Consider the following 19,937-nt stretch of genomic DNA (forward strand, 5'->3'; position numbering starts at 1 on the left):
GATCCGGGTAGCGCCCGGTCATGGCTGAACCCACCGGCTCGTCCCTGCTCCCCGGCCTGACCGTCGCCGTCACCGGCGCCAGCGGCAACGTCGGGACGGCGCTGCTGCGCGCGCTCGCCGACGCCGGTGTCACCGAGGTCCGCGGGCTCGCCCGCCGCCGTCCCCCCGAGACCGCCCCCTATGCCGGGGTGCGCTGGTACACCGCCGACCTCGGGACGCCGGAGAGCGAGCCCGTGCTGGCGGAGTTCCTCGACGGCGTCGACGCGGTCGTCCACTCGGCGTGGGCCCTGATCCCCGACCGGGACCCGGAGCGGCTGCAGCGGGTCAACATCGAGGGCACCCGCCGCGTGCTGGCCGCCGCGGCCGCGGCCGGGGTGACGCACGTGGTGCACCTGTCCTCGATCGGCACCTACGCCGCCGGGCCGCAGACGCACCCGGTCAACGAGGACTGGCCCACCACCGGCGTCCCGAGCTCGCAGTACAGCCGGCTCAAGGCCGAGTGCGAGCGGATGCTCCGCGCGTTCGACGCCGCGAACCCGGGGACCACCGTCACCGCGATCCGCCCGACGCTGGTGCTCCAGCCCGACGCGGCCAGCGAGATCGGCCGTTACTTCCTCGGCCCGGTGCTCTTCCCGGCGGCCCGCGCGCTGCCCGCGCCGGTGGCCGGCGTGGTGGCCAAGGTGCTCCCGCTGCCGATCCCGGACCTGTCGATCGGGGTGGTGCACGCCGACGACGTGGCCGACGTGATCGCCCGCGCCCTGGACCGCCGGGCCGGCGGTGCGTTCAACGTGACCGCCCCGCCGAACTTCGACGCCGCGGGCCTGGCCGGGGCGCTTGGGATGAAGCGGGTGGCCGTGCCCGCGGTGGTGCTGCGCACCGGGATGCAGGCGGCGTTCCTGTCCCGGCTGCTGCAGATCGAGCCGGGCTGGCTGGACCTGGGCCTGGGCGTGCCGCCGATGGACACGACCCGGGCCCGCACGGTGCTGGGCTGGCGCGCCAAGCACAGCGGCGGTGACGTGCTGCGCGACTTCGTCGCCGCGCTCGGCGCCGGCCACGGTGGCGAGGGCCCGCTGCTCCACCCGGGCACCGGCCCGGAGCACACCCCCGCCTGAGGAAGGACCCCCTCGCCCCGACACGACGACGGCCGGGCCCCCGTGCGGGGACCCGGCCGACGTCGGCTGTGCCGGAGCTCAGGCGAGGGCGTCGAGCTTGGCCATGTCCTCGGCGGACAGCATCAGCTGCGCGGCGCCCATGTTCTCGGTCAGGTGGTCGATCGACTTCGTGCCCGGGATGGGCAGGATGACCGGCGACTTCTGCAGCAGCCAGGCCAGCGCCACCTGCGAGGGGGTGGCGTCGAGCTCGCGCGCCACCTCGGCCACCGGGCTGTCGGGCTTGGCCAGGTCACCGGTGGCGATCGGGAACCACGGGATGAACGCGATGCCCTCGGCCTCGGCGTAGGCCAGCACGTCCGCGGACTGCCGGTTGGTCAGGTTGTACAAGTTCTGCACGGAGACGATCTCGGTGATCTCGCGGGCGGCCTTGAGCTCGTCGACGGAGACCTCGGAGACGCCGATGTGGCGGACCTTGCCCTCCTCCTTGAGCTCGGCGAAGGCACCGAGCTGGTCGGCCAGCGGCACCTCGGGGTCGATGCGGTGCAGCTGGATCAGGTCGATCCGGTCGACCTTGAGGTTGCGCAGGGACAGCTCCACCTGCTGCTTGAGGTAGGCCGGGCGACCGACCGGGGGCCAGACGCCGGGGCCGGTGCGGGTCAGGCCGGCCTTGGTGCCGATGACCAGACCGTCCGGGTACGGGAACGCGGCCTCGGCGATGATCTGCTCGCTGACCTGCGGGCCGTAGGAGTCGGCGGTGTCGATGAAGTCGACGCCCTGCTCGATCGCGGCCTTGACCACGGCGAGCGCGCCCGCGCGGTCGGCCGGCTCGCCCCAGACGCCCGGGCCGGTGAGCTGCATGGCGCCGTAGCCGAGACGGTGGACGGTGAGGTCGCCGCCGAGGTCGAAGGTGAGCGGGGTGGTGGTGGGGGCGGTCATGGGTCCTCCAGGTGCTCGAGTCGGGTGGGACCTGCGGCTGCGGCCTGCGGGGTCCCGCTCCTACAAGGGCTCCCGGGCGCCCGTCCTTCCCGGCCCCGGGTCATGTGAGGGTCCGCACAGTCGCTGTGCGCATGCTGGACGGCGGGCTCCGGTGGGGGAAGGTGGTCCGGTGCAACCGACACGGCGGGCCGGGACGACGGCCCTGCCGGTGCTGCTCCTGGTCGGGGTGCTGCTGGTCGCGCTGAACCTCCGCGGGCCGCTGGTCGCGGTCGCCCCGGTGGTCGAGGACCTGCAGCGGGACCTCCGCGTGGGCGCGGGCACGATCGGCCTGCTGACCAGCATCCCGGTGCTGTGCTTCGGCCTGGCCGCCCCGCTGGCCTCGCTGCTGATCGCCCGCAGTGGCGTGCACCGGGCGGTGCTCGTCTCGCTGGCCGGGGTCCTCGCCGGGACGGTGCTGCGGTCGCTGGGCAGCCCGACCGCGGCCATCGCCGGCACGGTGGTGATCGGGCTGGGCATCACCGTGGGCAACGTCGTCGTCCCGGTGGTCATCGGCCGTGACTTCCCCGGCGCCACCAACATCGTCACCGCGGCCTACACCGCGGCGCTCAACGTCGGGGCGACGACGACCTCCGCGCTCACCGCGCCGCTGGCCGACCTCGTCGGCTGGCAGCTCGCGCTGGCCACGTGGGGCCTGCTGGTCGTGCTCGCCGCCGCCGTCTGGACCACCGCGCTGCGCCGCCAGGTGGCCCGCGCCGCCGCCGCCGAGGCCGCGGGCACCGCCCCTCCCCCGCCGCCGGCCGCCGCCCCGGGCCCCTCGGTGTGGCGCAGCCCGGTGGCCTGGGGCCTGACGCTGGCCTTCGCCGGCCAGGCGTTCAGCTACTACGGCGCGACCGCCTGGCTGCCGACGCTGCTGGCCGACGAGAACGGCCTGACCAGGGCCCAGGCCGGGGTGAGCTCCTCGCTGTTCCAGGTGCTGGCGGTGGTCGGCGCGTTCTCCGTGCCCGCCCTGGTCGCCTGGTGGAAGCGCCCGGCGCTCGTGCTGCTGGCCGTCACCGCGTTCTGGGCGACGCTGCCGATCGGCCTGCTCGTCGCCCCGGCGCTGTGGCCGCTGTGGTGCAGCCTCGCCGGCGCGGCGCAGGGCGGCGGCATCACCGTCATCTTCATCGCGATCGTGCGTCGCTCGGGCGACCTCACCCGGAACCGGCAGCTGTCAGCGATGGTGCAGGGCGGGGGCTACGTCGTGGCGGCCACCGGACCCCTGGTCGTCGGGGCCGTGCACGACGCGACGGGCGGTTGGACCGCACCGTTGCTGGTCATCTGTGGCTCAGTGGCCGTGATGGCCGTCGCCGGGGCGGCGTCCGCCGGCGGACGGACCGAGGCAGCACGAGACGCGGGGCCGTCAGCGGCGCCCGCAGAGGAGGCACGTCGTGGGTGAGATCGTCGTCGTCCGGCACGGTGCGACCGAGTGGAGCACGAGCGGGCAGCACACCGGGCTGACCGACCTGCCGCTGCTCCCCGGCGGGGAGGACGACGCGCGGAAGCTGCGGGCGGAGCTGTCGGAGCGGCAGATCACGCATGCCTTCGTCAGCCCGCTGACCCGGGCCCGGCGCACCGCGGAGCTGGCCGGCCTGTTCGACCACGGCATCACCGCCGAGCTGGAGCCGGACCTGGTCGAGGTCGACTACGGCCGGTGGGAGGGGAAGACCACCCCGCAGATCCACGACGAGCTCGGCCACCCGTGGTCGCTGTGGACCGACGGCACCGAACCCGGCGACTCCCCTGGGGAGAGCCTGGTCCAGGTCGCCGAGCGCGTCGACCGGGTGCTGGAGCGGGCCCGGCCGCTGCTGGCCGACGGCGACGTCGCGCTGGTCGCCCACGGGCACGTGCTGCGCATCCTCACCGCCCGCTGGCTGGGCTTCGGTCCGGAGCAGGGCGCGCTCTTCCCGCTGGCCACCGGCCGCTACGGCGTCCTGGGCCACGAGCACGACTGGCCGGCCCTCATCGGCTGGAACACCGGCCGCCCCTGAGGCTCGCCGGGATCAGCTGAGATCACCGTGCGTGCTCCTGGCTCACCGCACACCCTGAGCCAGGAGCACGCACGATCAGGTGACCTGATCCCGGACGGACGGACGGCGGACGGCGGACGGCGGACGCGGGCCGCTAGACGAGGACGAGCTCCGGCTCGGACTCCGGCTCGGGGCGCACCGGGTGGCCGAACAGCCAGCCCTGTCCCAGGTCGGCGCCCACGGCGCGCGCCTGGTCGGCCATCAGCTCGGACTCCACGCCCTCGGCCACGACCGTGCCGCCGTGCAGGTGGGTCAGCTCGGTCAGCGCCCGGGCGATCGCGTTGGGGCCGGGCTCGTGCAGCCGGGCGACCAGCGCCTTGCTGAGCTTGACGACGTCCGGGCGCACGACCGACACCAGCGCCAGGCTGGACCAGCCGACGCCGACGTCGTCCAGGGCGACCCGCCAGCCCAGCGAGCGGTGGTGCTCCAGCACCGACAGCAGGTGCTCCCGGTCGGTCACCGCGTGCGAGGCGACCACCTCGAACACCAGCTGCCGGGGGTCGATCCCGGCCTCGTGCACGGCCCGCTCGGTGCTGGCCAGGCAGACCGAGGGCCGGTGGACCGCGGCCGGGTCGGAGTTGACGTACAGGTCGGCACCGCCCAGCCAGCCGGCGGCGTTGCGGATCGCGGCCTCCCGGGCCAGCCGGTCCAGCCGGTCGGCCCACCCGGCGCGCTCGGCGAGGAAGAACAGGTCGCCGCCGCCGACCTCGCGGCCGTCGACCCGCCCGCGCAGCAGGGCCTCGTGGCCGACCATCCCGCCGGAGGTCAGCGACATGATCGGCTGGTAGACCGGCCACAGCTCGGCGCCGGTGAGCAGGCCCATCTCCACGGTGATGCCGCGGCGCGCGAGCTCGACGGCCAGGGTCGGCGCGGTGAGCAGCCGGGTGGCCAGGGCGACGCCGTCCGCGGGCGGGTCGGTGGTCACCCGCACGGCCTCGGTCTCGGCGGAGGTCAGCTCGCGGGCCAGCCGCTGCAGCAGCCGGTCGATCCGCCGGCCGCCCTCGTCGTCGACGACGTCCAGCAGCCCGGGAGCGGTGCCGATCCGCAGGCCCATCGCCCCGGCGACCCGGGAGATGCTGGGCAGCACGTGGGTGAGGGTGCTGGCCAGGAGCAGACGGCGGGCAGACCGCGGGGTCTCCCACGAGGGACGCACGGAGTCGACGGGGCCGGTCACGGCAGCAGGATGACCGACCACCTCCGCGACTCACCGCAGGCGCGCGGCGCCTCTGCGCAGTGGTGTAGATGCGGTCCGCGTCACAGTGGGAACGATGATCAACTGGACTAGGGTCTAGTCGTGTCCGAGCTGACTGCCCCTGACGGCGACCGACCTGGTCGCGGTGGTCGCCCCCGCGACCCCTCGCGGGACGGGGCCATCCGCTCGGCCATCCTCGCGGTCCTGGCCGAGTCGGGGTACGCGGGCCTGACCATGGACGCCGTGGCCGCCACCGCCGGGGTGGGCAAGGCGACGATCTACCGCCGCTGGCGCACCAAGTCCGACCTGGTCGCCGACGCCGTCGCCGACCTGAGCGCCTCCTCGATCACGCTGCCCGACACCGGGTCGCTGGAGGGTGACCTGCGGCTGCTGCTGCGCGGCCTGGTGTCGGCGGTCAACGGCCCGCTGGGTGCCGCGACCCTGTCGCTGATGTCGGCGCTGCCGCACGAGCCGGCGCTGCGGACGGCCTTCCGCAGCGGGCCGATGGACCTGTGGGCGATCATGTACCGCCAGGTCTGGGCACGCGCCGTGGAGCGCGGCGAGGTCGACGACTCCGTGCCCGGCAGCGCGGTGTCCTCCTCGGCCAGCGCGCCGATCCTGCAGCGCTGGCTGTTCAGCAGCCAGCCGGTGACCGAGGCCTACGCCGACGAGATCCTGGCCGACGTCGTCCTGCCCCTGCTGGCCGCCCGCCGGGCCGGCTGCCCCGGCTGAGCGGCCGGGGCAGCGCGGCTCAGGCCGCCGCACCTGGGCCTTGCCGCTCTGCGCCTGGGTGACCAGCCGGCCGAGCTGAGCCAGCGTGGTGTCCGCGCCGACCCGGGTGGCCTCGACGACCAGCCGGCCGCCGACGTTGACCGTGGCGCCGGTGACCCGGTCGCCCTCGGCGACCTCGACCGGGACGCTCTCCCCGGTCAGCATGGACAGGTCGACCGCGGAGCTGCCGCTGACCACCAGGCCGTCGGTGGCCACCTTCTCCCCCGGCCGGACGACGAAGCGGTCGCCCACGGCGAGCTCGGCGATCGGCACCCGCACCTCGACGCCGTCGCGCAGCACGGCGGCCTCCCGCACCCCGAGCTCGAGCAGCGCGGCCAGCGCGGCACCGGAGCGGCGCTTGGCGCGGGCCTCGGCCCACCGGCCGGCGAGCAGGAAGACGGTGACCGCGGAGGCGACCTCCAGGTAGATCTCGTGCGTGCCGGCGCCGCGCTCGGGCAGCAGGGTCAAGCTCATCCGCATGCCCGGCATGCCGGCGTCGCCGAGGAACAACGCCCACAGCGACCACAGGTACGCCGCGCTGATGCCGATCGAGACGAGGGTGTCCATGGTGCTGGCGCCGTGCCGGGCGTTGACGACGGCGGCGCGGTGGAACGGCCACGCGCCCCACACGACCACCGGGCTGGCCAGCGTCAGTGCCAGCCACTGCCAGTTCTCGAACTGCCAGGCCGGCACCATCGACAGCACCAGCACCGGCAGCGCGAGGGCGGCGCTGAGGAGCAGCCGCTGCCGCAGCGCGGCCTCCGGGGCGGGGGCGTCGGCGGCCGGCTCGTCGGCGGCGGCCGGCGGGACCGGCAGCGCGGCGGAGTACCCGGCCGCGGCGACGGTGTCCAGCAGCCGGTCGGTGTCGACGACGGTGGGGTCGTACCGGACCGTGGCTGCCTCGGTGGCGTAGTTGACGCTGGCCTGGACGCCGTCGAGCTTGTTGAGCTTGCGCTCGATCCGGTTCGCGCAGCTGGCGCAGATCGTCCCGGTGATGTCGAGGCGGACCTCGTCCAGCGGCGCCGGGGCCTGCGACCGGGCCGCCTCCGGCCCGGCGCTCATGCGGGCTGTGCGGTGTAGCTGCCGGCCTCGGCGACCGCAGCCTGCACCTGCTCGGCGGTCACGTCACCGACGACGTGCAGGCGGCCGGTGGCCAGGTCGACGTCGACCTCGGTCACGCCGAGCTCGCTGACCTCCTCGGTGACCGAGGCGACGCAGTGCTGGCAGGTCATGCCGGTGACGGTGAAGTCCAGGGTGGGCACAGGGGGCTCCTCAGGGTCGGTCGGGTCAGGAACGGACGAGGCGGGCGATGGCAGCGGAGGCCTCGGCGATCTTCGCGTCGGCCGCGGCGCCGTCGTCGGCGGCACTGCTGGCCACCGCGTCGCGGACGCAGTGGGCGAGGTGGTCGTCGAGCAGGCCGAGCGCGACCGCCGGCAGCGCCTTGGTGGCCGCGGAGACCTGCGTCAGCACGTCGATGCAGTACGTGTCGTCCTCGACCATCCGTGCGATGCCGCGGACCTGGCCCTCCACGCGCTTGAGGCGCGCGAGCAGCTGGTCCTTCTCCCCCGCGTAGCCCGTCACGCCCTCAAGGTACCCCCCGGGGGTACCTGTACGCCGTCCCCGGCCACCGCTCGCCGACGCGGGGCGTCAGCACGTCGCCGGCCCGGTCACCAGCCGCGGGTGCCCGGCTCCCCCTTGAACGGGCCGACCACGTCGCTGGTGATCCAGCCGCCGTAGAAGTCCCCGGCCTGCGCCCGCACCGGCTCGCCGTCCACCGTCGCGCCGTCCACCTTGCTCGGGTAGAAGGCCAGCGCGCCGCGCAGCTGCTCGTAGCCGGGCGAGGGCCGCTCGTAGGACCAGGCGACCGAGGGGCTCCGGACGCCGTCGACGACGAGGTCCCAGTAGGTGGCCTGGCCCTTGAACTCGCACCACGACGAGCCGGCGCCGCGCTCCAGCACGCCGGGGACGACGTCCTCGCGCGGCACGTAGTAGACCGGCGGGTGGCTGGTCTCGCAGACCCGCACGGCGCGGTCGGTGCGGGCGACGACCTGCCCGCCGACGGTCACCTCGACGCGGCGGCCGGTGACCTGCGCGGACGGGGGGCGGGGGTAGTCCCAGACGGACTCCTGGCCGGGACCTGCGGGAGCGGGCGTGGGGTGCGGCACGGGCCCGAGTGTGCCCCTGCCGGACGCCCCGTGCGGGGATCGTCGACCGGCGACCACCCGCCCGTGCGGGCCGGGTGTGACGCCGGAGGCGGTCAGCGGCGGCGGGTGTGCCCGACCACGACCTTCGCCCGGCGGCGGCTGCGCACACGGCGGACGACCTTGGTGGTCACCACAAGGGTGACGACCAGGCCGAGGGCGCTCTCCACGGCGATGCCGGTCGGGCTGGCCAGGAAGGCCTGCGCCTTCGCCTTGCCCTGCGCCTTCAGCCGGGTCGGGTTGGTGCGGTACGCCAGCTCGTCCAACGTCGACCCGAGGGACTCTCGGGCGGCGTCGATCTCCTGCTGGATCTGCTCGGGGCTGCGTGGCACGGGCGACAGCCTGCCAGATGCCGGCCACCTCGGCCGATCGGCGGCCACCGCCTCCCACGTCCGCGCGACGGGGACACCCGTCCGGGGGACGCCGGGCCCGCCGCGGGCGGCCGGTCGCCGGCAGCCCTCTCCTAGACTCCGGGGTCACGCGGGAGTGGTGTAACGGCAGCCACGCCAGGTTTAGGTCCTGGTGCCCTCGGGCGTGCGGGTTCGACTCCCGCCTCTCGCACTCAGTCCAGCTGGACGGTCAGCTCCAGCAGCACCGACGGCGCGGCCGGGTCGTCGGCGTCCACGACGGCCAGCAGTCGGGCCTCGCGGTCGTCGGACGAACGCAGCGCCAGCCCCTCGACCTTCAGCACCCGGCCGGCCACCTCGGGCAGCGGGGCGACCGCCTGCACGGTGGTCCCGTCGACGAGCACCAGGGCCGCGGCCACGACCGGGCCGTCGTCGACGGCGTTCGGGGTGTCCTCCGCCGCAGCGCTGAGCAGCAGCCGCCCGTCGGGCAGCGCGACCGCGTCGGTGACGGCCAGCCCCACGCCGGCCACCTCCCCCAGGTCGTGGGTGCCGGGCGCGGTCACCGCCACCGCGGCGGGGTCGGTGCCCCCGCGGACGGCGTCGACCAGCGCGGCCAGCGGGACGTCGACACCGGCCGAGGGCACGCCGGCGGCCAGGTTGCCGCGCTGGAACCAGCGGACGGTGCCGCCCGAGCGGCTGGCGCCCTCCAGGTTCAGCTGCTCCAACGGCGTCCCCAGGACGTCGGCGACCCGTGCGTACAGCGGGCCGAGCTCCGCGGCCGCGACCACCGGCTCGCCGTCGACCAGTTGGACCAGCACCCCGCGCATCCGCCGCGGCGTGGAGCCCGACCCGAGCAGCAGCACGGCCGGCTCACCGTCGACCTCGGCCGGGCAGGCGACCTCGAGGTCGGGCTTGAGCTGCTTCGTCCCGGCCGCCTCGGTGAACCGGTCGTGGCCCTCGACGGGCGGCAGCAGCCCCACCGGGTGGACTCCGTCCGGGCGCACCCAGGCCGCGGAGGTGGCGTCGTCCTGCGCCACCAGCCAGCCGTTCCCCAGCGGGGCGACCGCCGAGGCGGCCGTCACCGGGCTCCCGTCGTCGAACCGGAGCTCCCGGACGCCGTCCACCGTCACGCGCATGCCGCCACTGTGCCGCGCCGGACCGGGCCGCGCGCGGCCGCACAGGTCAGCGGGCGGTGCCGGCCCGCTGGACGGCGCGGAAGGTCAGCGCGAGCTCACTGGTCTGCTGCTCGAACGCGTCGCCGGCCGAGGCGGGCAGCTGCAGGGTCACGGCCAGGTGGTCGGTGGCCCCCGCCGCGAGGCTGGCCGGTGCGGTCAGTGTGGTGGTGCGGACGACGGGGCCGGCGGTCTGCAGGGTGCGCACGGTGCCGGTGCAGTCCAGGTCGGTGGTCCAGGCGACGGAGCAGGACTGCACGGACATCTGCAGGCCGTGGACCGTGTCGGTGTCCAGGACGCTGGAGGTGGTGGCGGCGGTCGTCAGGTCGACCGAGGCCAGCGCCGAGCTCCCGTCGTTGACCAGGTCGATGGCGCGGGTGATCGAGGCGCCGGGGACCACGCCGGCGAAGGAGAGCGGGACGCTGGCCGTGCCGTCGGCGGCGGACAGCGCGATGGAGACCACGCCGGACTCGACGGAGACCGCAGCGGGGGTGGTGCTGTCGGTGAAGGCACCGAAGGTGCCCATCCCGGCAACGGCCGCGGCGGCGCCGACGACACCGACCGACCCGATGAGCCTGGCCGCGGTCATCCGCCGGGCGGGGCGCTGGGTGCTGCTGGCGTTCACGTCACTCCTCGAGGCTCGGTGCGCCGGGGGCCCTCCCGCCGACACCGCTGACCCTCGACGGGGAACCGCACGCCCGGCCCCACGCACCCACAAGACCTCCGCAAGGAGTGCGGTCAGCGACCGCCCAGCACCTGCGCGACCACCGGCAGCAGCGCGGTGAACGCCTGACCGCGGTGGCTGCGCGCGTCCTTCTCCGCCGGCGACAGCTCCGCGGCGGTGAGCTCCAGCCCCTCGGGCACGAACACCGGGTCGTAGCCGAAGCCGTGGGTCCCCCGGCCCGCGGCGATCACCCGCCCGCGCCACTCGGCCCGCAGCACGTGCTCGACGCCGTCCGGGGTCACCAGCGCCGCGGCGCAGACGAACGCCGCACCGCGCCGCTCCTCGGGCACGTCGGCGAGCTGACCGAGCAGCAGCGCGGTGTTGGCCGGGTCGTCGCCGTGCCGGCCCGACCAGCGCGCGGACAGCACGCCGGGCATGCCGTTGAGCGCGTCGACGGCGATCCCCGAGTCGTCGGCGACCGCGGGCAGCCCCGTGTACCGGACCGCCTCGCGCGCCTTGAGCAGCGCGTTGTCCTCGAACGTGGCGCCGGTCTCCGGGGCCTCCGGGTACTCCTCGACGTCGCGCAGACCGAGCACCTCGACCCCGGGGACGGCGGTGGTCAGCAGCCGCTGCAGCTCGGCGAGCTTGCCGGCGTTGCGGGTGGCCAGCAGCAGGCGGCTCATGCCGAGAGGGCCTGCTGCTGCAGCGCGGTCAGCTCGGCGCAGCCGGCGACGGCGAGGTCGAGCAGCTGGTCGAGGGTCGGCCGGTCGAAGACCGCGCCCTCCGCCGTCCCCTGGACCTCCACGAAGTTGCCGTCGGCGGTGCAGACGACGTTCATGTCGGTGCCGGCGCGCACGTCCTCCTCGTAGGCGAGGTCCAGCCGCGGCTCGCCGTCGATGACACCGACGCTGATCGCGGCGACCGACTGGGTGATCGCGGTGGGCCGGGCGAGCTTCTTGCGCTCCCCCAGCCAGGACACGGCGTCGGCCAGCGCCACGTAGGCCCCGGTGATGGCCGCGGTGCGGGTGCCCCCGTCGGCCTGCAGGACGTCGCAGTCCAGCGCGATGCTGTTCTCGCCCAGGGCAGACAGGTCGATGCTCGCCCGCAGCGAGCGCCCGATGAGCCTGCTGATCTCGTGGGTGCGGCCACCGACCTTGCCCTTGACCGACTCGCGGTCGTTGCGGGTGTGGGTGGCCCGCGGCAGCATCGAGTACTCGGCGGTGACCCAGCCCAGGCCCGAGCCCTTGCGCCAGCGCGGCACGCCCTCGGTGACGCTGGCGGCGCAGAGCACGCGGGTGCGGCCGAACTCCACCAGCACCGAGCCCTCGGCGTGGTCGAGCCAGTTGCGGGTGATGGTCACCGGGCGGAGCTGGTCGGCACTGCGGCCGTCGGGGCGGGTCACGCCGTCCGAGGGTACTGACGCCCGCCCCGGCCCACCGTCGTGCGCTCGTGGTCACCTCCCGGGCCCGGAGACGACCACGAGCGCACGACGGATGCCTCTGCCAGGCTCCTGCCATGCGATCGGAGCTGCGAGCCGTGCGGACCGGGGGCGTGCCCTCGATCGTCGACCTGACCGACGAGTGCGTGGAGTTCGTCCGCGGCGAGGGCGACGGGCTGCTGCAGGTGTTCGTCCCGCACGCCACCGCCGGCATCGCGATCATCGAGACCGGCGCGGGCAGCGACGACGACCTGCTGGCGCAGCTGGACGAGCTGCTCCCCCGCGACGACCGCTGGCGTCACCGCCACGGCGCCGCCGGTCACGGCCGCGACCACGTGCTGCCGGCGTTCGTGCCGCCGCACGCCACGGTGCCGGTCCTCGAGGGGCGGATGGCCCTGGGCACCTGGCAGCGGATCTGCTTCGTCGACACCAACATCGACAACCCGACCCGGCACGTGCGGTTCAGCTTCCTGGCGGGCTGACCAGCCGGTTCGGCTCCTGTCGCCGGGATGCGGGAAGATGCGGCCATGACCGAGACGAGCGTCTCCCCCGTCCGCCTCGCGCCGGGTGACCCGGCGCCGGAGTTCACCCTGCCCGACGCCGACGGCAACCCGGTCTCGCTGGCCTCCTTCCGGGGCCGGCGCGTGATCGTCTACTGCTACCCGGCGGCGCTGACCCCGGGCTGCACCACCCAGGCCGTCGACTTCACCGCCGCCGCCGGCGACCTCGCCGAGGCCGGGCTGGACATCATCGGCGTCTCCCCCGACGCCCCCGACAAGCTGCGCACCTTCCGGGAGAAGGAGGGGCTGCACATCACCCTCGTCTCCGACCCGGACAAGGCCGTGCTGGTCGCCTACGGCGCCTACGGCCCGAAGAAGCTCTACGGCAAGGAGGTCGTCGGGGTCATCCGGTCGACCTTCATCGTCGACGCCGAGGGCCTGGTCGAGAAGGCCGCCTACAACGTCAAGGCCACCGGCCACGTCGCCAAGCTGATGCGGGACCTCAACATCGCCTAGGCATCGCGGGTCCCTGGGTGCGGGAGGACCTGGCAGGACGGCGCCGGGTCGGGCAGGGTCGGGGCATGAGTGATCAGATCGGCGTCACCGGGCTCGCCGTCATGGGCGCCAACCTCGCCCGCAACCTCGCCCGGCACGGCCACCAGGTCGTGCTCCACAACCGCAGCCAGGCCCGCACCGACGCCCTGGTCGAGGCCCACGGCAGCGAGGGCGACTTCGTCCCGACCGGCTCCGTGGCCGACTTCGTCCAGACCCTGCAGCGGCCGCGCAAGATCATCATCATGGTCAAGGCCGGCGCCCCGACCGACGCCGTCATCGACGAGATCGCCCCCCTGCTGGAGGAGGGCGACGTGCTGATGGACGGCGGCAACGCCCTGTTCACCGACACCGTCCGGCGCACCGAGGCGCTCACCGCCCAGGGCCTGCACTTCGTCGGCACCGGCATCAGCGGTGGCGAGGAGGGCGCACTCAACGGCCCGAGCATCATGCCCGGCGGCTCGGCGGAGGCCTACGAGCTGGTCGGCCCGCTGCTGGAGTCGATCGCGGCCGTCGTCGACGGCGAGCCGTGCTGCACCCACGTCGGGGAGAGCGGCGCCGGGCACTTCGTGAAGATGGTGCACAACGGCATCGAGTACGCCGACATGCAGCTCATCGCCGAGGCCTACGACCTGCTGCGCCAGGGGCTCGGCATGAGCCCGGCCGAGATCGGTGACGTCTTCGCCGACTGGAACACCGGCGACCTCTCCAGCTACCTCATCGAGATCACCGCCCAGGTGCTGCGGCACACCGACGCCGAGACCGGCGCCCCGTTCGTCGACGTCGTGGTCGACGAGGCCGAGCAGAAGGGCACCGGCCGCTGGACCGTGCAGTCCGCGCTGGACCTGGGCGTGCCGGTGAGCGGGATCGCGGAGGCGGTCTTCGCCCGTGCGCTGTCCGGGCACCGCGAGCAGCGGCGGGCCGCGCAGCAGGTCCTCCCCGGCCCGGGTACCACCTGGGACATCGACGACCGGGACGCGTTCGTCGAGTCGGTGCGGCAGGCGCTGTACGCCTCGAAGGTGGTCGCCTACGCCCAGGGGTTCGACCAGATCACCCAGGGCGCCGACCAGTACGGCTGGGACATCGACCGGGCTGCACTCGCCCGGATCTGGCGTGGTGGCTGCATCATCCGGGCCGACTTCCTCGACCGGATCGCCCAGGTCTTCACCGACGAGCCCGACGTCACCACCCTGCTCACCAACGACTACTTCCGCGCCGCGGTCAGCGCCGGCCAGGAGGGCTGGCGGCAGGTCGTGGCCGGGGCGGCGCGCAACGGCGTCCCGGTGCCCGGCTTCGGCAGCGCCCTCTCGTACTACGACGGGCTGCGTGCCGAGCGGCTGCCGGCCTCGCTGATCCAGGGGCTGCGCGACCTCTTCGGGGCGCACACCTACCAGCGCGTGGACAAGGAGGGCTCGTTCCACACGATGTGGGGCGAGGACGGCCGCGAGGTCCCCGCGTGAGCTGAGGAGCCCGCCGGGACGAGCCGGACGCCGGCCCCCGGGGTGCCCTGCGCGCGCATCGAGCCCTGCCCTCCACCGGGGGCAGGGCTCGACGCGCGCCGGACACCGGCCGGCCGGGCGGCCCGGTCACCCGGTGGCGCTCCTCGCTCGCGCCCCGGGGACGCCGTGCCGCCCGGTCGTCACGCGGTGCCCTCCCGCGCGGCGCGGGCCCGCCGCTTCCCCTCGTGCATCGCCGCGACCCGGGCGACCGGGATCGTGTGGCCCTCGGCGACCAGGTCGGCCGGGAGCTCCTGCGGCTCCGGTTGCGCCGCGGCCCAGGGGTCGCCGTCGCCGAACCGCTCCCGCGCGGTGGCCACGGTGACGTCGCCGGGCCGCACGCCCGACGCGTCGTCCCAGGTAGCGAGGTCCTCCCACGTCACCGGCGCCGAGACCGGCAGGCCGGGCCGGACCCGCGGGCTGTAGGCCACCGCGATCGTCCCCCGCCCGGACCGGGTGGAGTCGACGAACACCCGGCCGCCCCGCTCGGCGACGACGTAGGCGGTGGTGGCCACCCCCGGATCGAGGGCCGCGGCGCGCGCCGCGAGCGCCCGGGTGGCCGCGGCGACGTCCTCGACCGGCGAGCCGTGCACCGGGACGACGACGTGCAGGCCCGTGGAGCCGCTGGTCTTCACCGCGCCGGCCAGCCCCGCGTCGGCCAGCGCGCGGCGGGCGAGCAGCGCGGTCGCCACCACGACGCCGAAGTCGGCGGCTTCGGGCGGGTCCAGGTCGAGCACGAGGCCGGTGGGCTGCTCCTCCCCCACCCGGCCGAACGGCACGTGCAGCTCCACCGCCCGCTGGTTGGCCAGCCACAGCAGGGTGCGGCGGTCCTCGCACAGCACCTGGTGCACCTCGCGGTGCGCCCGATCGCTCCAGGTGGGCACGGTGCGCACCCACTCCGGGGCGCCCTTGGGCACGTCGCGCTGGATGAACGGCGCAGCACCGGGCCGCACCCGCTTCACCGTCAGCGGGCGACCGGACAGCAGCGGGACCAGCCGGTCGGCGAAGGCGTCGAGGTGGTCGACCAGGTCGCGCTTGGTCACCTCCAGCCCGTCGCCCAGCGGGGAGTCCAGGCTGCTCAGCCGGACGCCGTCCCGTTCCTCGTCACCGGTGGCCACACCCACACCGTGCCCGCCGCCGGGCGCGCGGGCAAGCCGTCCTGGCTCAGCGCGCGTGCTCCTGGCTCACGCCGCACCGTGAGCCAGGAGCAAGGACGATCAGGTCCGCTGATCCCGGCGGAGCGCACGTCAGATGTCGTAGACGCCGGCGTGCCGGGCGAGCTCGCTGGCCGGGAAGACGGCGCGGGCCGCGGCCAGCTGGGCGTCCGCGTCCACCCAGGCCGGCACGTGGGTGACCAGGAGCCGGCCCACCCCGGCCGCGGCGGCGTGCTCGCCGGCCTGGCGCCCGGTCAGGTGCAGGCCGTCGGGCAGGCCCGGGACGTCGGGGTGCGCGGCCTCGGCCAGGAGCACGTCGGCGCCACGGGCCAGCTCGACGACGTCCGCGCTGGGGCCCGTGTCACCGGTGTAGACCAGGGACCGGCCGCCGGCCTCCAGCCGCACCGCGTAGCACTCGACGGGGTGCTGGGTGCGCACGGTGGTGACCGCGAGGGGGCCGATGGTCCAGCGGCCCGCGCCGATCGCGGTCACGCCGAAGACGTCGTCGATCGACCCGCCGTCGGGGTCGTAGGCGGTCGCCAGCCGGCGGTCGGCGCCCACCGGTGCATAGAGCGGGACCGTGCGGCCGTCGGAGCGCCCGGAGTAGCGGTGCCACACGATGAACGGCGCGACGTCCAGGCAGTGGTCGGCGTGCAGGTGGCTGAGGTAGACGGCGTCGACCATGCCCGGGTCCAGGACGCCCTGCAGGGCCCCGAAGGCGCCGTTGCCCAGGTCCAGCAGCAGCGCGAACTCCTCGTGCTCGACCAGGTAGCAGGAGGCCGGGGACGCCGGCCCCGGCGCGCTGCCCGAGCAGCCGACGACGGTGAGCCTCACGCCGCCGCCCCCCGTCCGGCGCGCAGCACCTCGTCGACCTCGGGGCCGAGGAAGCGGCGGCCCAGCCGGGCGAAGGGCTCCGGGTCGCCGGTGGCCAGGAACCGGTGCACCGGCGGTGGCCCGTCGGGGTCGCGGAGCAGGTCGGTGCGGGTGAGCACGCGGTAGACGTCCTTGGCCGTCTCCTCGGCGCTGGAGACCAGCGTGACCTCCTCCCCCAGCACCAGCGACAGCACGCCGGTGAGCAGCGGGTAGTGCGTGCAGCCCAGCACGACGGTGTCGACGTCGGCGGCCAGGAGCGGGTCGAGGTAGGACTGGGCCAGCCCGACGAGCTGCCGGCCGCTGGTGGTCCCGCGCTCGACGAAGTCGACGAAGCTGGGGCAGGCGGCGCTGGTGACCGTGACCTGCGGGGCGGCGGCGAAGGCGTCGGTGTAGGCGCCGCTGGTGATGGTCGCCGTCGTCCCGATCACCCCGATCCGCCCCGTGCGGGTGGCCGCGGTCGCGCGGCGCACGGCGGGGAGCACCACCTCCACGACCGGCACGTCGTAGCGCTCACGGGCGTCGCCGAGGCAGGCGGCGCTGGCCGAGTTGCAGGCGATGACCAGCATCTTCACCCCGGCGGCGACCAGGTCGTCCATGACGGCGAGGGAGTGCCGGCGCACCTCGGCGATCGGCAGCGGCCCGTAGGGGCTGTGCGCGGTGTCGCCGACGTAGCGGATCGACTCGTGCGGCAGCTGGTCGAGCACCGCCCGGGCGACGGTCAGCCCGCCGACCCCGGAGTCGAAGATCCCGATGGGCGCGTCCGCCCCTGCCGTCGTCCCGTGGCTGTTCATCTCGCAGCCCAGGCTAGCGAGCCGGTACGACGGTCGCCCGGACCTCCCCGGCCGGCCCGGTCAGGAGCGCAGCAGGGCGGCGGCGGGCAGCAGCAGGCCCTCGCCGGTCCAGCGCGCGCCGGTCAGGTCGGCGACGACGGCGGTCGCGGCCGTCTGTAGGGCGAGCTCGCCGATGCCGAGCACCGCGCAGCCGGCGGCGAGCCCGGCGGCCACGCCGCTGGGGCTGTCCTCCAGGACGATCAGGTCGGCCGGCGGGATGCCCAGCCGCGCGGCGCCGGTCAGGTAGGGCTGCGGGTCGGGCTTGCCGGCCGTGACGTCCTCGGCGGTGACCAGGACCGCCGGCAGCGGGACGCCGGCGGCGGTCAGCCGGGCGCTGGCCAGCTCGCGCACCCCGGAGGTCACCACTGCCCACGGGACGCCGTCCAGCTGCGGGACCAGCTCCAGCACCCCGGGCACGGCGGTCGTGTCGGCGACGTCCTCCAGCTCGTAGCGGGTGACGTCGGCGACCGCGGCCGGCACTGCGGCGGCGTCCACGAACAGGGCGACGGTGTCGGCGGCCCGGCGACCGGGGACGGCGAGCATCACCTCGACCGGGTCCAGGTCGTTCTCCACCGCCCAGCGGCTCCAGGCCCGCACGACCACGGCCTCGGAGTCGACCAGCACGCCGTCGTTGTCGAACAGCAGGCCGCGCGCGGGCAGCAGCAGGTCGCCGTTCACGCCCACAGCTGGCCCTCGAGCGCGGCCGAGGCCTCGTCGAGGGTGCCGGCGTAGGCGCCGGTGGACAGGTACTTCCACCCGCCGTCGCAGACGATGAAGACGATGTCGGCCTTGCGGCCTGCCGCGACCTCCTTGTCCGCGATGCCCAGCGCCGCGTGCAGGATCGCCCCGGTGGAGATGCCGGCGAAGATGCCCTCGCGCTCCACCAGCTGGCGGGTGCGGTGGATCGCGTCGTCCGGGCCGACCGAGAAGCGGGAGTCGAGCAGGTCGGCGTCGTAGAGCTCGGGGATGAAGCCCTCGTCGATGTTGCGCAGGCCGTAGACCAGCTCGCCGTAGCGCGGCTCGGCGGCGATGACCTGGACGCCGGGCTTGTGCTCGCGCAGGAAGCGGGAGACGCCCATCAGCGTGCCGGTGGTGCCCAGGCCCGCCACGAAGTGGGTGATCGAGGGCATGTCGGCGAGGATCTCCGGGCCGGTGCCGGTGTAGTGCGCCTCGGCGTTGGCCGGGTTGCCGTACTGGTAGAGCATCACCCAGTCCTCGTGCTCGGCAGCCAGGCCCTTGGCGACCGCGACCGCCTGGTTGCTGCCGCCGGCGGCCGGGGAGCTGATGATCTGCGCGCCGTACATCTCCAGCAGCTGCCGCCGCTCGATCGAGGTGTTCTCCGGCATCACGCAGATCAGCCGGTAGCCGCGCTGGCGGGCGACCATGGCCAGGGAGATGCCGGTGTTGCCGCTGGTGGGTTCCAGGATGGTGCTGCCCGGCGAGAGCCGCCCCTCCTTCTCCGCCGCGTCGATCATCGCGATGGCGGCCCGGTCCTTGATCGAACCGGTGGGGTTGTGGTCCTCGAGCTTGGCCCACAGCCGCACGTCGGGGGTGGGCGACAGCGACGGCAGACCCACCAGGGGGGTGTTGCCGAGTGAGTCGACGAGGGAGGCGAAGCGGGCCATGAACGGGGTCTCCTGGGGAGTGGGTGCCGGGCGGGGAGGCCCGGTCAGCAGCCGCCGGCGACCGCGGGGAGGATCGTCACGGAGTCGCCGTCCTTGACGGCGGTGTCCAGCGCACCGGTGAAGCGCACGTCCTCGTCGTTGACGTACACGTTGACGAAGCGGTGCAGCTTGCCCTCCTCGGTGACCAGGCGGTTCTTGATCCCGGGGTGGGACTTGTCGATGTCGTCGACCAGAGCGGCGAGGGTGGCGCCGGAGCCCTCGACGGTCTTGTTGCCGCCGGTGTGGGTGCGCAGGATGGTCGGGATGCGGACCTGGATGGCCATGACGGGAGAGCTCCTTCTCGCGGGGGTGGGGTGTTCACGCGCAGCGCGCGCGGGGGTGACGACTGTCCGGGGGAACGCCGGTGCGGAGCGGGAGATTCCAGCCGCGCTCCGGCATCCCTGCAGGGCCCCGCCGCGAGCTTGCTCGCGGTGGGGGGAGGGAGGTCCTTCAGTCGTAGACGACGGTGGTCGGCGAGTGGCCGAACAGGTAGGACTCGACGACGTCGACGTCCTCCTCGGTGACCTGACCGTCGACGATCCGGAAGCTCCGGAACTCGACGTCGTCACCGGCCAGGCCGGTCTGCGCACCGTGCTCGCGGGTCGAGACCAGCACGTAGTGCGCCTCGGGCTCGGAGGCGTAGCTGATGTCCGTGCGCGAGGGGCGGGCCTCGGTGGCGGTGTGCGAGTGGTAGACGACCACGGGGACCTCGTCCCGGGCGTCCATCTCGCGGTACAGCTTCAGCAGGTCGGCGCTGTCGAACTCGTAGAACGTGGGCGAGCGCGCCGCATTCAGCATCGGGATGTGCCGCTCGGGCCGGTCGCTGCCCTCGGGCCCGGCGACGACGCCACAGGCCTCGTCCGGGTGGTCCCGGCGCGAGTGGGCCACGATGGCGTCATAGGTCGCGCGGTCGATGCGCAGCACGGGATCAGTCTAGGCCGCCGGGCCCCGGGCTCCCACCGCTCCCCC

At 74.8% G+C, this 19,937-nt stretch carries 24 protein-coding genes, 1 tRNA gene and 1 pseudogene; 8 read left to right on the forward strand and 18 right to left on the reverse strand.

The features are described from left to right. Positions 1–20: 20 nt before the first annotated feature. Positions 21–1,112, forward strand: coding sequence for an NAD-dependent epimerase/dehydratase family protein (locus GCU67_RS08860; RefSeq protein ID WP_163610861.1), 1,092 nt, complete (start codon positions 21–23; stop codon positions 1,110–1,112). A gap of 78 nt (positions 1,113–1,190) precedes the next feature. Here GCU67_RS08860 and GCU67_RS08865 read toward each other — a convergent pair whose 3' ends face one another. Next, complete coding sequence (locus GCU67_RS08865) at positions 1,191–2,048, reverse strand: aldo/keto reductase (RefSeq protein WP_163610862.1); 858 nt, start codon at positions 2,046–2,048, stop codon at positions 1,191–1,193. 169 nt (positions 2,049–2,217) lie between these two features. Here GCU67_RS08865 and GCU67_RS08870 point away from each other — a divergent pair, with 169 nt between their 5' ends. Beyond that, positions 2,218–3,483, forward strand: a complete 1,266-nt coding sequence (locus GCU67_RS08870; RefSeq protein ID WP_211661057.1) for an MFS transporter — start codon at positions 2,218–2,220, stop codon at positions 3,481–3,483. After that, positions 3,476–4,075 carry a histidine phosphatase family protein gene (locus tag GCU67_RS08875; protein ID WP_163610864.1) on the forward strand — a complete coding sequence of 200 codons (600 nt, stop codon included), beginning with the start codon at positions 3,476–3,478 and terminating at the stop codon, positions 4,073–4,075. Before GCU67_RS08870 ends, GCU67_RS08875 begins: the two co-directional genes overlap by 8 nt. Before the next feature lie 133 nt (positions 4,076–4,208). Here the strand turns inward: GCU67_RS08875 and GCU67_RS08880 are convergent, their stop codons facing one another. Further along, complete coding sequence (locus tag GCU67_RS08880) at positions 4,209–5,288, reverse strand: EAL domain-containing protein (RefSeq protein ID WP_163610865.1); 1,080 nt, start codon at positions 5,286–5,288, stop codon at positions 4,209–4,211. Positions 5,289–5,540: 252 nt separating this feature from the next. On the opposite strand from GCU67_RS08880, the gene GCU67_RS08885 reads away from it, so the two are divergent. After that, the gene (locus GCU67_RS08885; protein WP_246214846.1) at positions 5,541–6,038 is read left to right on the forward strand and encodes a TetR/AcrR family transcriptional regulator; all 498 of its coding nucleotides are present in this window, start codon (positions 5,541–5,543) and stop codon (positions 6,036–6,038) included. A 72-nt stretch (positions 6,039–6,110) separates the two neighbouring features. Here the strand turns inward: GCU67_RS08885 and GCU67_RS08890 are convergent. The 5 genes and pseudogenes from GCU67_RS08890 to GCU67_RS08910 all read right to left on the reverse strand — a co-directional run. Continuing rightward, positions 6,111–7,139: pseudogene (locus tag GCU67_RS08890) on the reverse strand (heavy metal translocating P-type ATPase); the annotation flags it as partial. Then, positions 7,136–7,339, reverse strand: coding sequence for a heavy-metal-associated domain-containing protein (locus GCU67_RS08895; RefSeq protein WP_338104885.1), 204 nt, complete (start codon positions 7,337–7,339; stop codon positions 7,136–7,138). The gene GCU67_RS08895 and the pseudogene GCU67_RS08890, both read right to left, overlap by 4 nt. Before the next feature lie 25 nt (positions 7,340–7,364). Further along, the gene (locus tag GCU67_RS08900) at positions 7,365–7,658 is read right to left on the reverse strand and encodes a metal-sensing transcriptional repressor (protein WP_163610866.1); all 294 of its coding nucleotides are present in this window, start codon (positions 7,656–7,658) and stop codon (positions 7,365–7,367) included. 86 nt (positions 7,659–7,744) lie between these two features. Then, positions 7,745–8,242 carry a DUF427 domain-containing protein gene (locus tag GCU67_RS08905; RefSeq protein ID WP_163610867.1) on the reverse strand — a complete coding sequence of 166 codons (498 nt, stop codon included), beginning with the start codon at positions 8,240–8,242 and terminating at the stop codon, positions 7,745–7,747. Positions 8,243–8,334: 92 nt separating this feature from the next. Continuing rightward, the gene (locus GCU67_RS08910) at positions 8,335–8,610 is read right to left on the reverse strand and encodes a DUF3618 domain-containing protein (RefSeq protein WP_163610868.1); all 276 of its coding nucleotides are present in this window, start codon (positions 8,608–8,610) and stop codon (positions 8,335–8,337) included. Positions 8,611–8,758: 148 nt separating this feature from the next. Between GCU67_RS08910 and GCU67_RS08915 the strand changes: the two genes are divergently transcribed. Beyond that, a tRNA-Leu gene (locus GCU67_RS08915) sits at positions 8,759–8,839 on the forward strand. Between the two features lies 1 nt (position 8,840). On the opposite strand, the gene GCU67_RS08920 is transcribed toward GCU67_RS08915, so the two are convergent. From GCU67_RS08920 to rph, 4 genes are all read right to left on the reverse strand, one after another. Beyond that, positions 8,841–9,761 (reverse strand): DUF6910 family protein, encoded by a 921-nt coding sequence (locus GCU67_RS08920; RefSeq protein ID WP_163610869.1) that lies wholly within the window; start codon positions 9,759–9,761, stop codon positions 8,841–8,843. Between the two features lie 46 nt (positions 9,762–9,807). Then, entirely contained in the window at positions 9,808–10,422 is a 615-nt protein-coding gene (locus GCU67_RS08925; RefSeq protein WP_163610870.1) for a TasA family protein, read from the reverse strand. 113 nt (positions 10,423–10,535) lie between these two features. Continuing rightward, on the reverse strand, positions 10,536–11,144 hold the full coding sequence (gene rdgB, locus GCU67_RS08930; RefSeq protein WP_163610871.1) for an RdgB/HAM1 family non-canonical purine NTP pyrophosphatase: 609 nt from the start codon (positions 11,142–11,144) through the stop codon (positions 10,536–10,538). Further along, on the reverse strand, positions 11,141–11,863 hold the full coding sequence (gene rph, locus GCU67_RS08935) for a ribonuclease PH (protein WP_163610872.1): 723 nt from the start codon (positions 11,861–11,863) through the stop codon (positions 11,141–11,143). Before rph ends, rdgB begins: the two co-directional genes overlap by 4 nt. Positions 11,864–12,012: 149 nt before the next feature. On the opposite strand from rph, the gene GCU67_RS08940 reads away from it, so the two are divergent. The 3 genes from GCU67_RS08940 (at position 12,013) to gndA (ending at position 14,411) form a co-directional block, all read left to right on the forward strand. Further along, positions 12,013–12,381, forward strand: a complete 369-nt coding sequence (locus tag GCU67_RS08940) for a YjbQ family protein (protein WP_338104886.1) — start codon at positions 12,013–12,015, stop codon at positions 12,379–12,381. A gap of 45 nt (positions 12,382–12,426) precedes the next feature. Continuing rightward, positions 12,427–12,915 carry a thioredoxin-dependent thiol peroxidase gene (gene bcp / locus GCU67_RS08945; RefSeq protein ID WP_163610874.1) on the forward strand — a complete coding sequence of 163 codons (489 nt, stop codon included), beginning with the start codon at positions 12,427–12,429 and terminating at the stop codon, positions 12,913–12,915. 65 nt (positions 12,916–12,980) lie between these two features. Continuing rightward, entirely contained in the window at positions 12,981–14,411 is a 1,431-nt protein-coding gene (gene gndA / locus GCU67_RS08950; RefSeq protein WP_163610875.1) for an NADP-dependent phosphogluconate dehydrogenase, read from the forward strand. 179 nt (positions 14,412–14,590) lie between these two features. On the opposite strand, the gene GCU67_RS08955 is transcribed toward gndA, so the two are convergent. The 7 genes from GCU67_RS08955 to GCU67_RS08985 form a co-directional block, all read right to left on the reverse strand. Further along, positions 14,591–15,565: a non-homologous end-joining DNA ligase LigD gene (locus GCU67_RS08955; RefSeq protein ID WP_163610876.1), complete on the reverse strand. Its 975-nt coding sequence runs from the start codon at positions 15,563–15,565 to the stop codon at positions 14,591–14,593. A gap of 129 nt (positions 15,566–15,694) precedes the next feature. Beyond that, the gene (locus tag GCU67_RS08960; protein ID WP_163610877.1) at positions 15,695–16,435 is read right to left on the reverse strand and encodes an MBL fold metallo-hydrolase; all 741 of its coding nucleotides are present in this window, start codon (positions 16,433–16,435) and stop codon (positions 15,695–15,697) included. Beyond that, positions 16,432–17,265: a glutamate racemase gene (gene murI, locus GCU67_RS08965; protein WP_163610878.1), complete on the reverse strand. Its 834-nt coding sequence runs from the start codon at positions 17,263–17,265 to the stop codon at positions 16,432–16,434. Before murI ends, GCU67_RS08960 begins: the two co-directional genes overlap by 4 nt. 60 nt (positions 17,266–17,325) lie before the next feature. Continuing rightward, the gene (locus tag GCU67_RS08970) at positions 17,326–17,982 is read right to left on the reverse strand and encodes an HAD-IA family hydrolase (protein ID WP_211661058.1); all 657 of its coding nucleotides are present in this window, start codon (positions 17,980–17,982) and stop codon (positions 17,326–17,328) included. After that, positions 17,979–18,929, reverse strand: a complete 951-nt coding sequence (locus GCU67_RS08975; RefSeq protein ID WP_163610879.1) for a PLP-dependent cysteine synthase family protein — start codon at positions 18,927–18,929, stop codon at positions 17,979–17,981. The genes GCU67_RS08970 and GCU67_RS08975 overlap by 4 nt, the downstream gene beginning before the upstream one ends. 44 nt (positions 18,930–18,973) lie before the next feature. Next, the gene (locus GCU67_RS08980) at positions 18,974–19,252 is read right to left on the reverse strand and encodes a MoaD/ThiS family protein (protein WP_163610880.1); all 279 of its coding nucleotides are present in this window, start codon (positions 19,250–19,252) and stop codon (positions 18,974–18,976) included. 166 nt (positions 19,253–19,418) lie between these two features. After that, on the reverse strand, positions 19,419–19,892 hold the full coding sequence (locus tag GCU67_RS08985; protein ID WP_163610881.1) for a Mov34/MPN/PAD-1 family protein: 474 nt from the start codon (positions 19,890–19,892) through the stop codon (positions 19,419–19,421). Positions 19,893–19,937: the final 45 nt, after the last annotated feature.

The organism is Modestobacter muralis (genome assembly GCF_010682105.1).
GTDB lineage: Bacteria > Actinomycetota > Actinomycetes > Mycobacteriales > Geodermatophilaceae > Modestobacter > Modestobacter muralis.

Bases quoted from the DNA above. Each gene is read 5' to 3' on its own strand.
- GCU67_RS08860 (WP_163610861.1), top strand. From the start codon at position 21: ATGGCTGAACCCACCGGCTCGTCCCTGCTCCCCGGCCTGACCGTCGCC.
- GCU67_RS08885 (WP_246214846.1), top strand. From the start codon at position 5,541: ATGGACGCCGTGGCCGCCACCGCCGGGGTGGGCAAGGCGACGATCTAC.
- GCU67_RS08920 (WP_163610869.1), bottom strand. From the start codon at position 9,761: ATGCGCGTGACGGTGGACGGCGTCCGGGAGCTCCGGTTCGACGACGGG.
- GCU67_RS08865 (WP_163610862.1), bottom strand. From the start codon at position 2,048: ATGACCGCCCCCACCACCACCCCGCTCACCTTCGACCTCGGCGGCGAC.
- GCU67_RS08975 (WP_163610879.1), bottom strand. From the start codon at position 18,929: ATGGCCCGCTTCGCCTCCCTCGTCGACTCACTCGGCAACACCCCCCTG.
- gndA (WP_163610875.1), top strand. From the start codon at position 12,981: ATGAGTGATCAGATCGGCGTCACCGGGCTCGCCGTCATGGGCGCCAAC.
- murI (WP_163610878.1), bottom strand. From the start codon at position 17,265: ATGAACAGCCACGGGACGACGGCAGGGGCGGACGCGCCCATCGGGATC.
- rdgB (WP_163610871.1), bottom strand. From the start codon at position 11,144: ATGAGCCGCCTGCTGCTGGCCACCCGCAACGCCGGCAAGCTCGCCGAG.
- GCU67_RS08980 (WP_163610880.1), bottom strand. From the start codon at position 19,252: ATGGCCATCCAGGTCCGCATCCCGACCATCCTGCGCACCCACACCGGC.
- bcp (WP_163610874.1), top strand. From the start codon at position 12,427: ATGACCGAGACGAGCGTCTCCCCCGTCCGCCTCGCGCCGGGTGACCCG.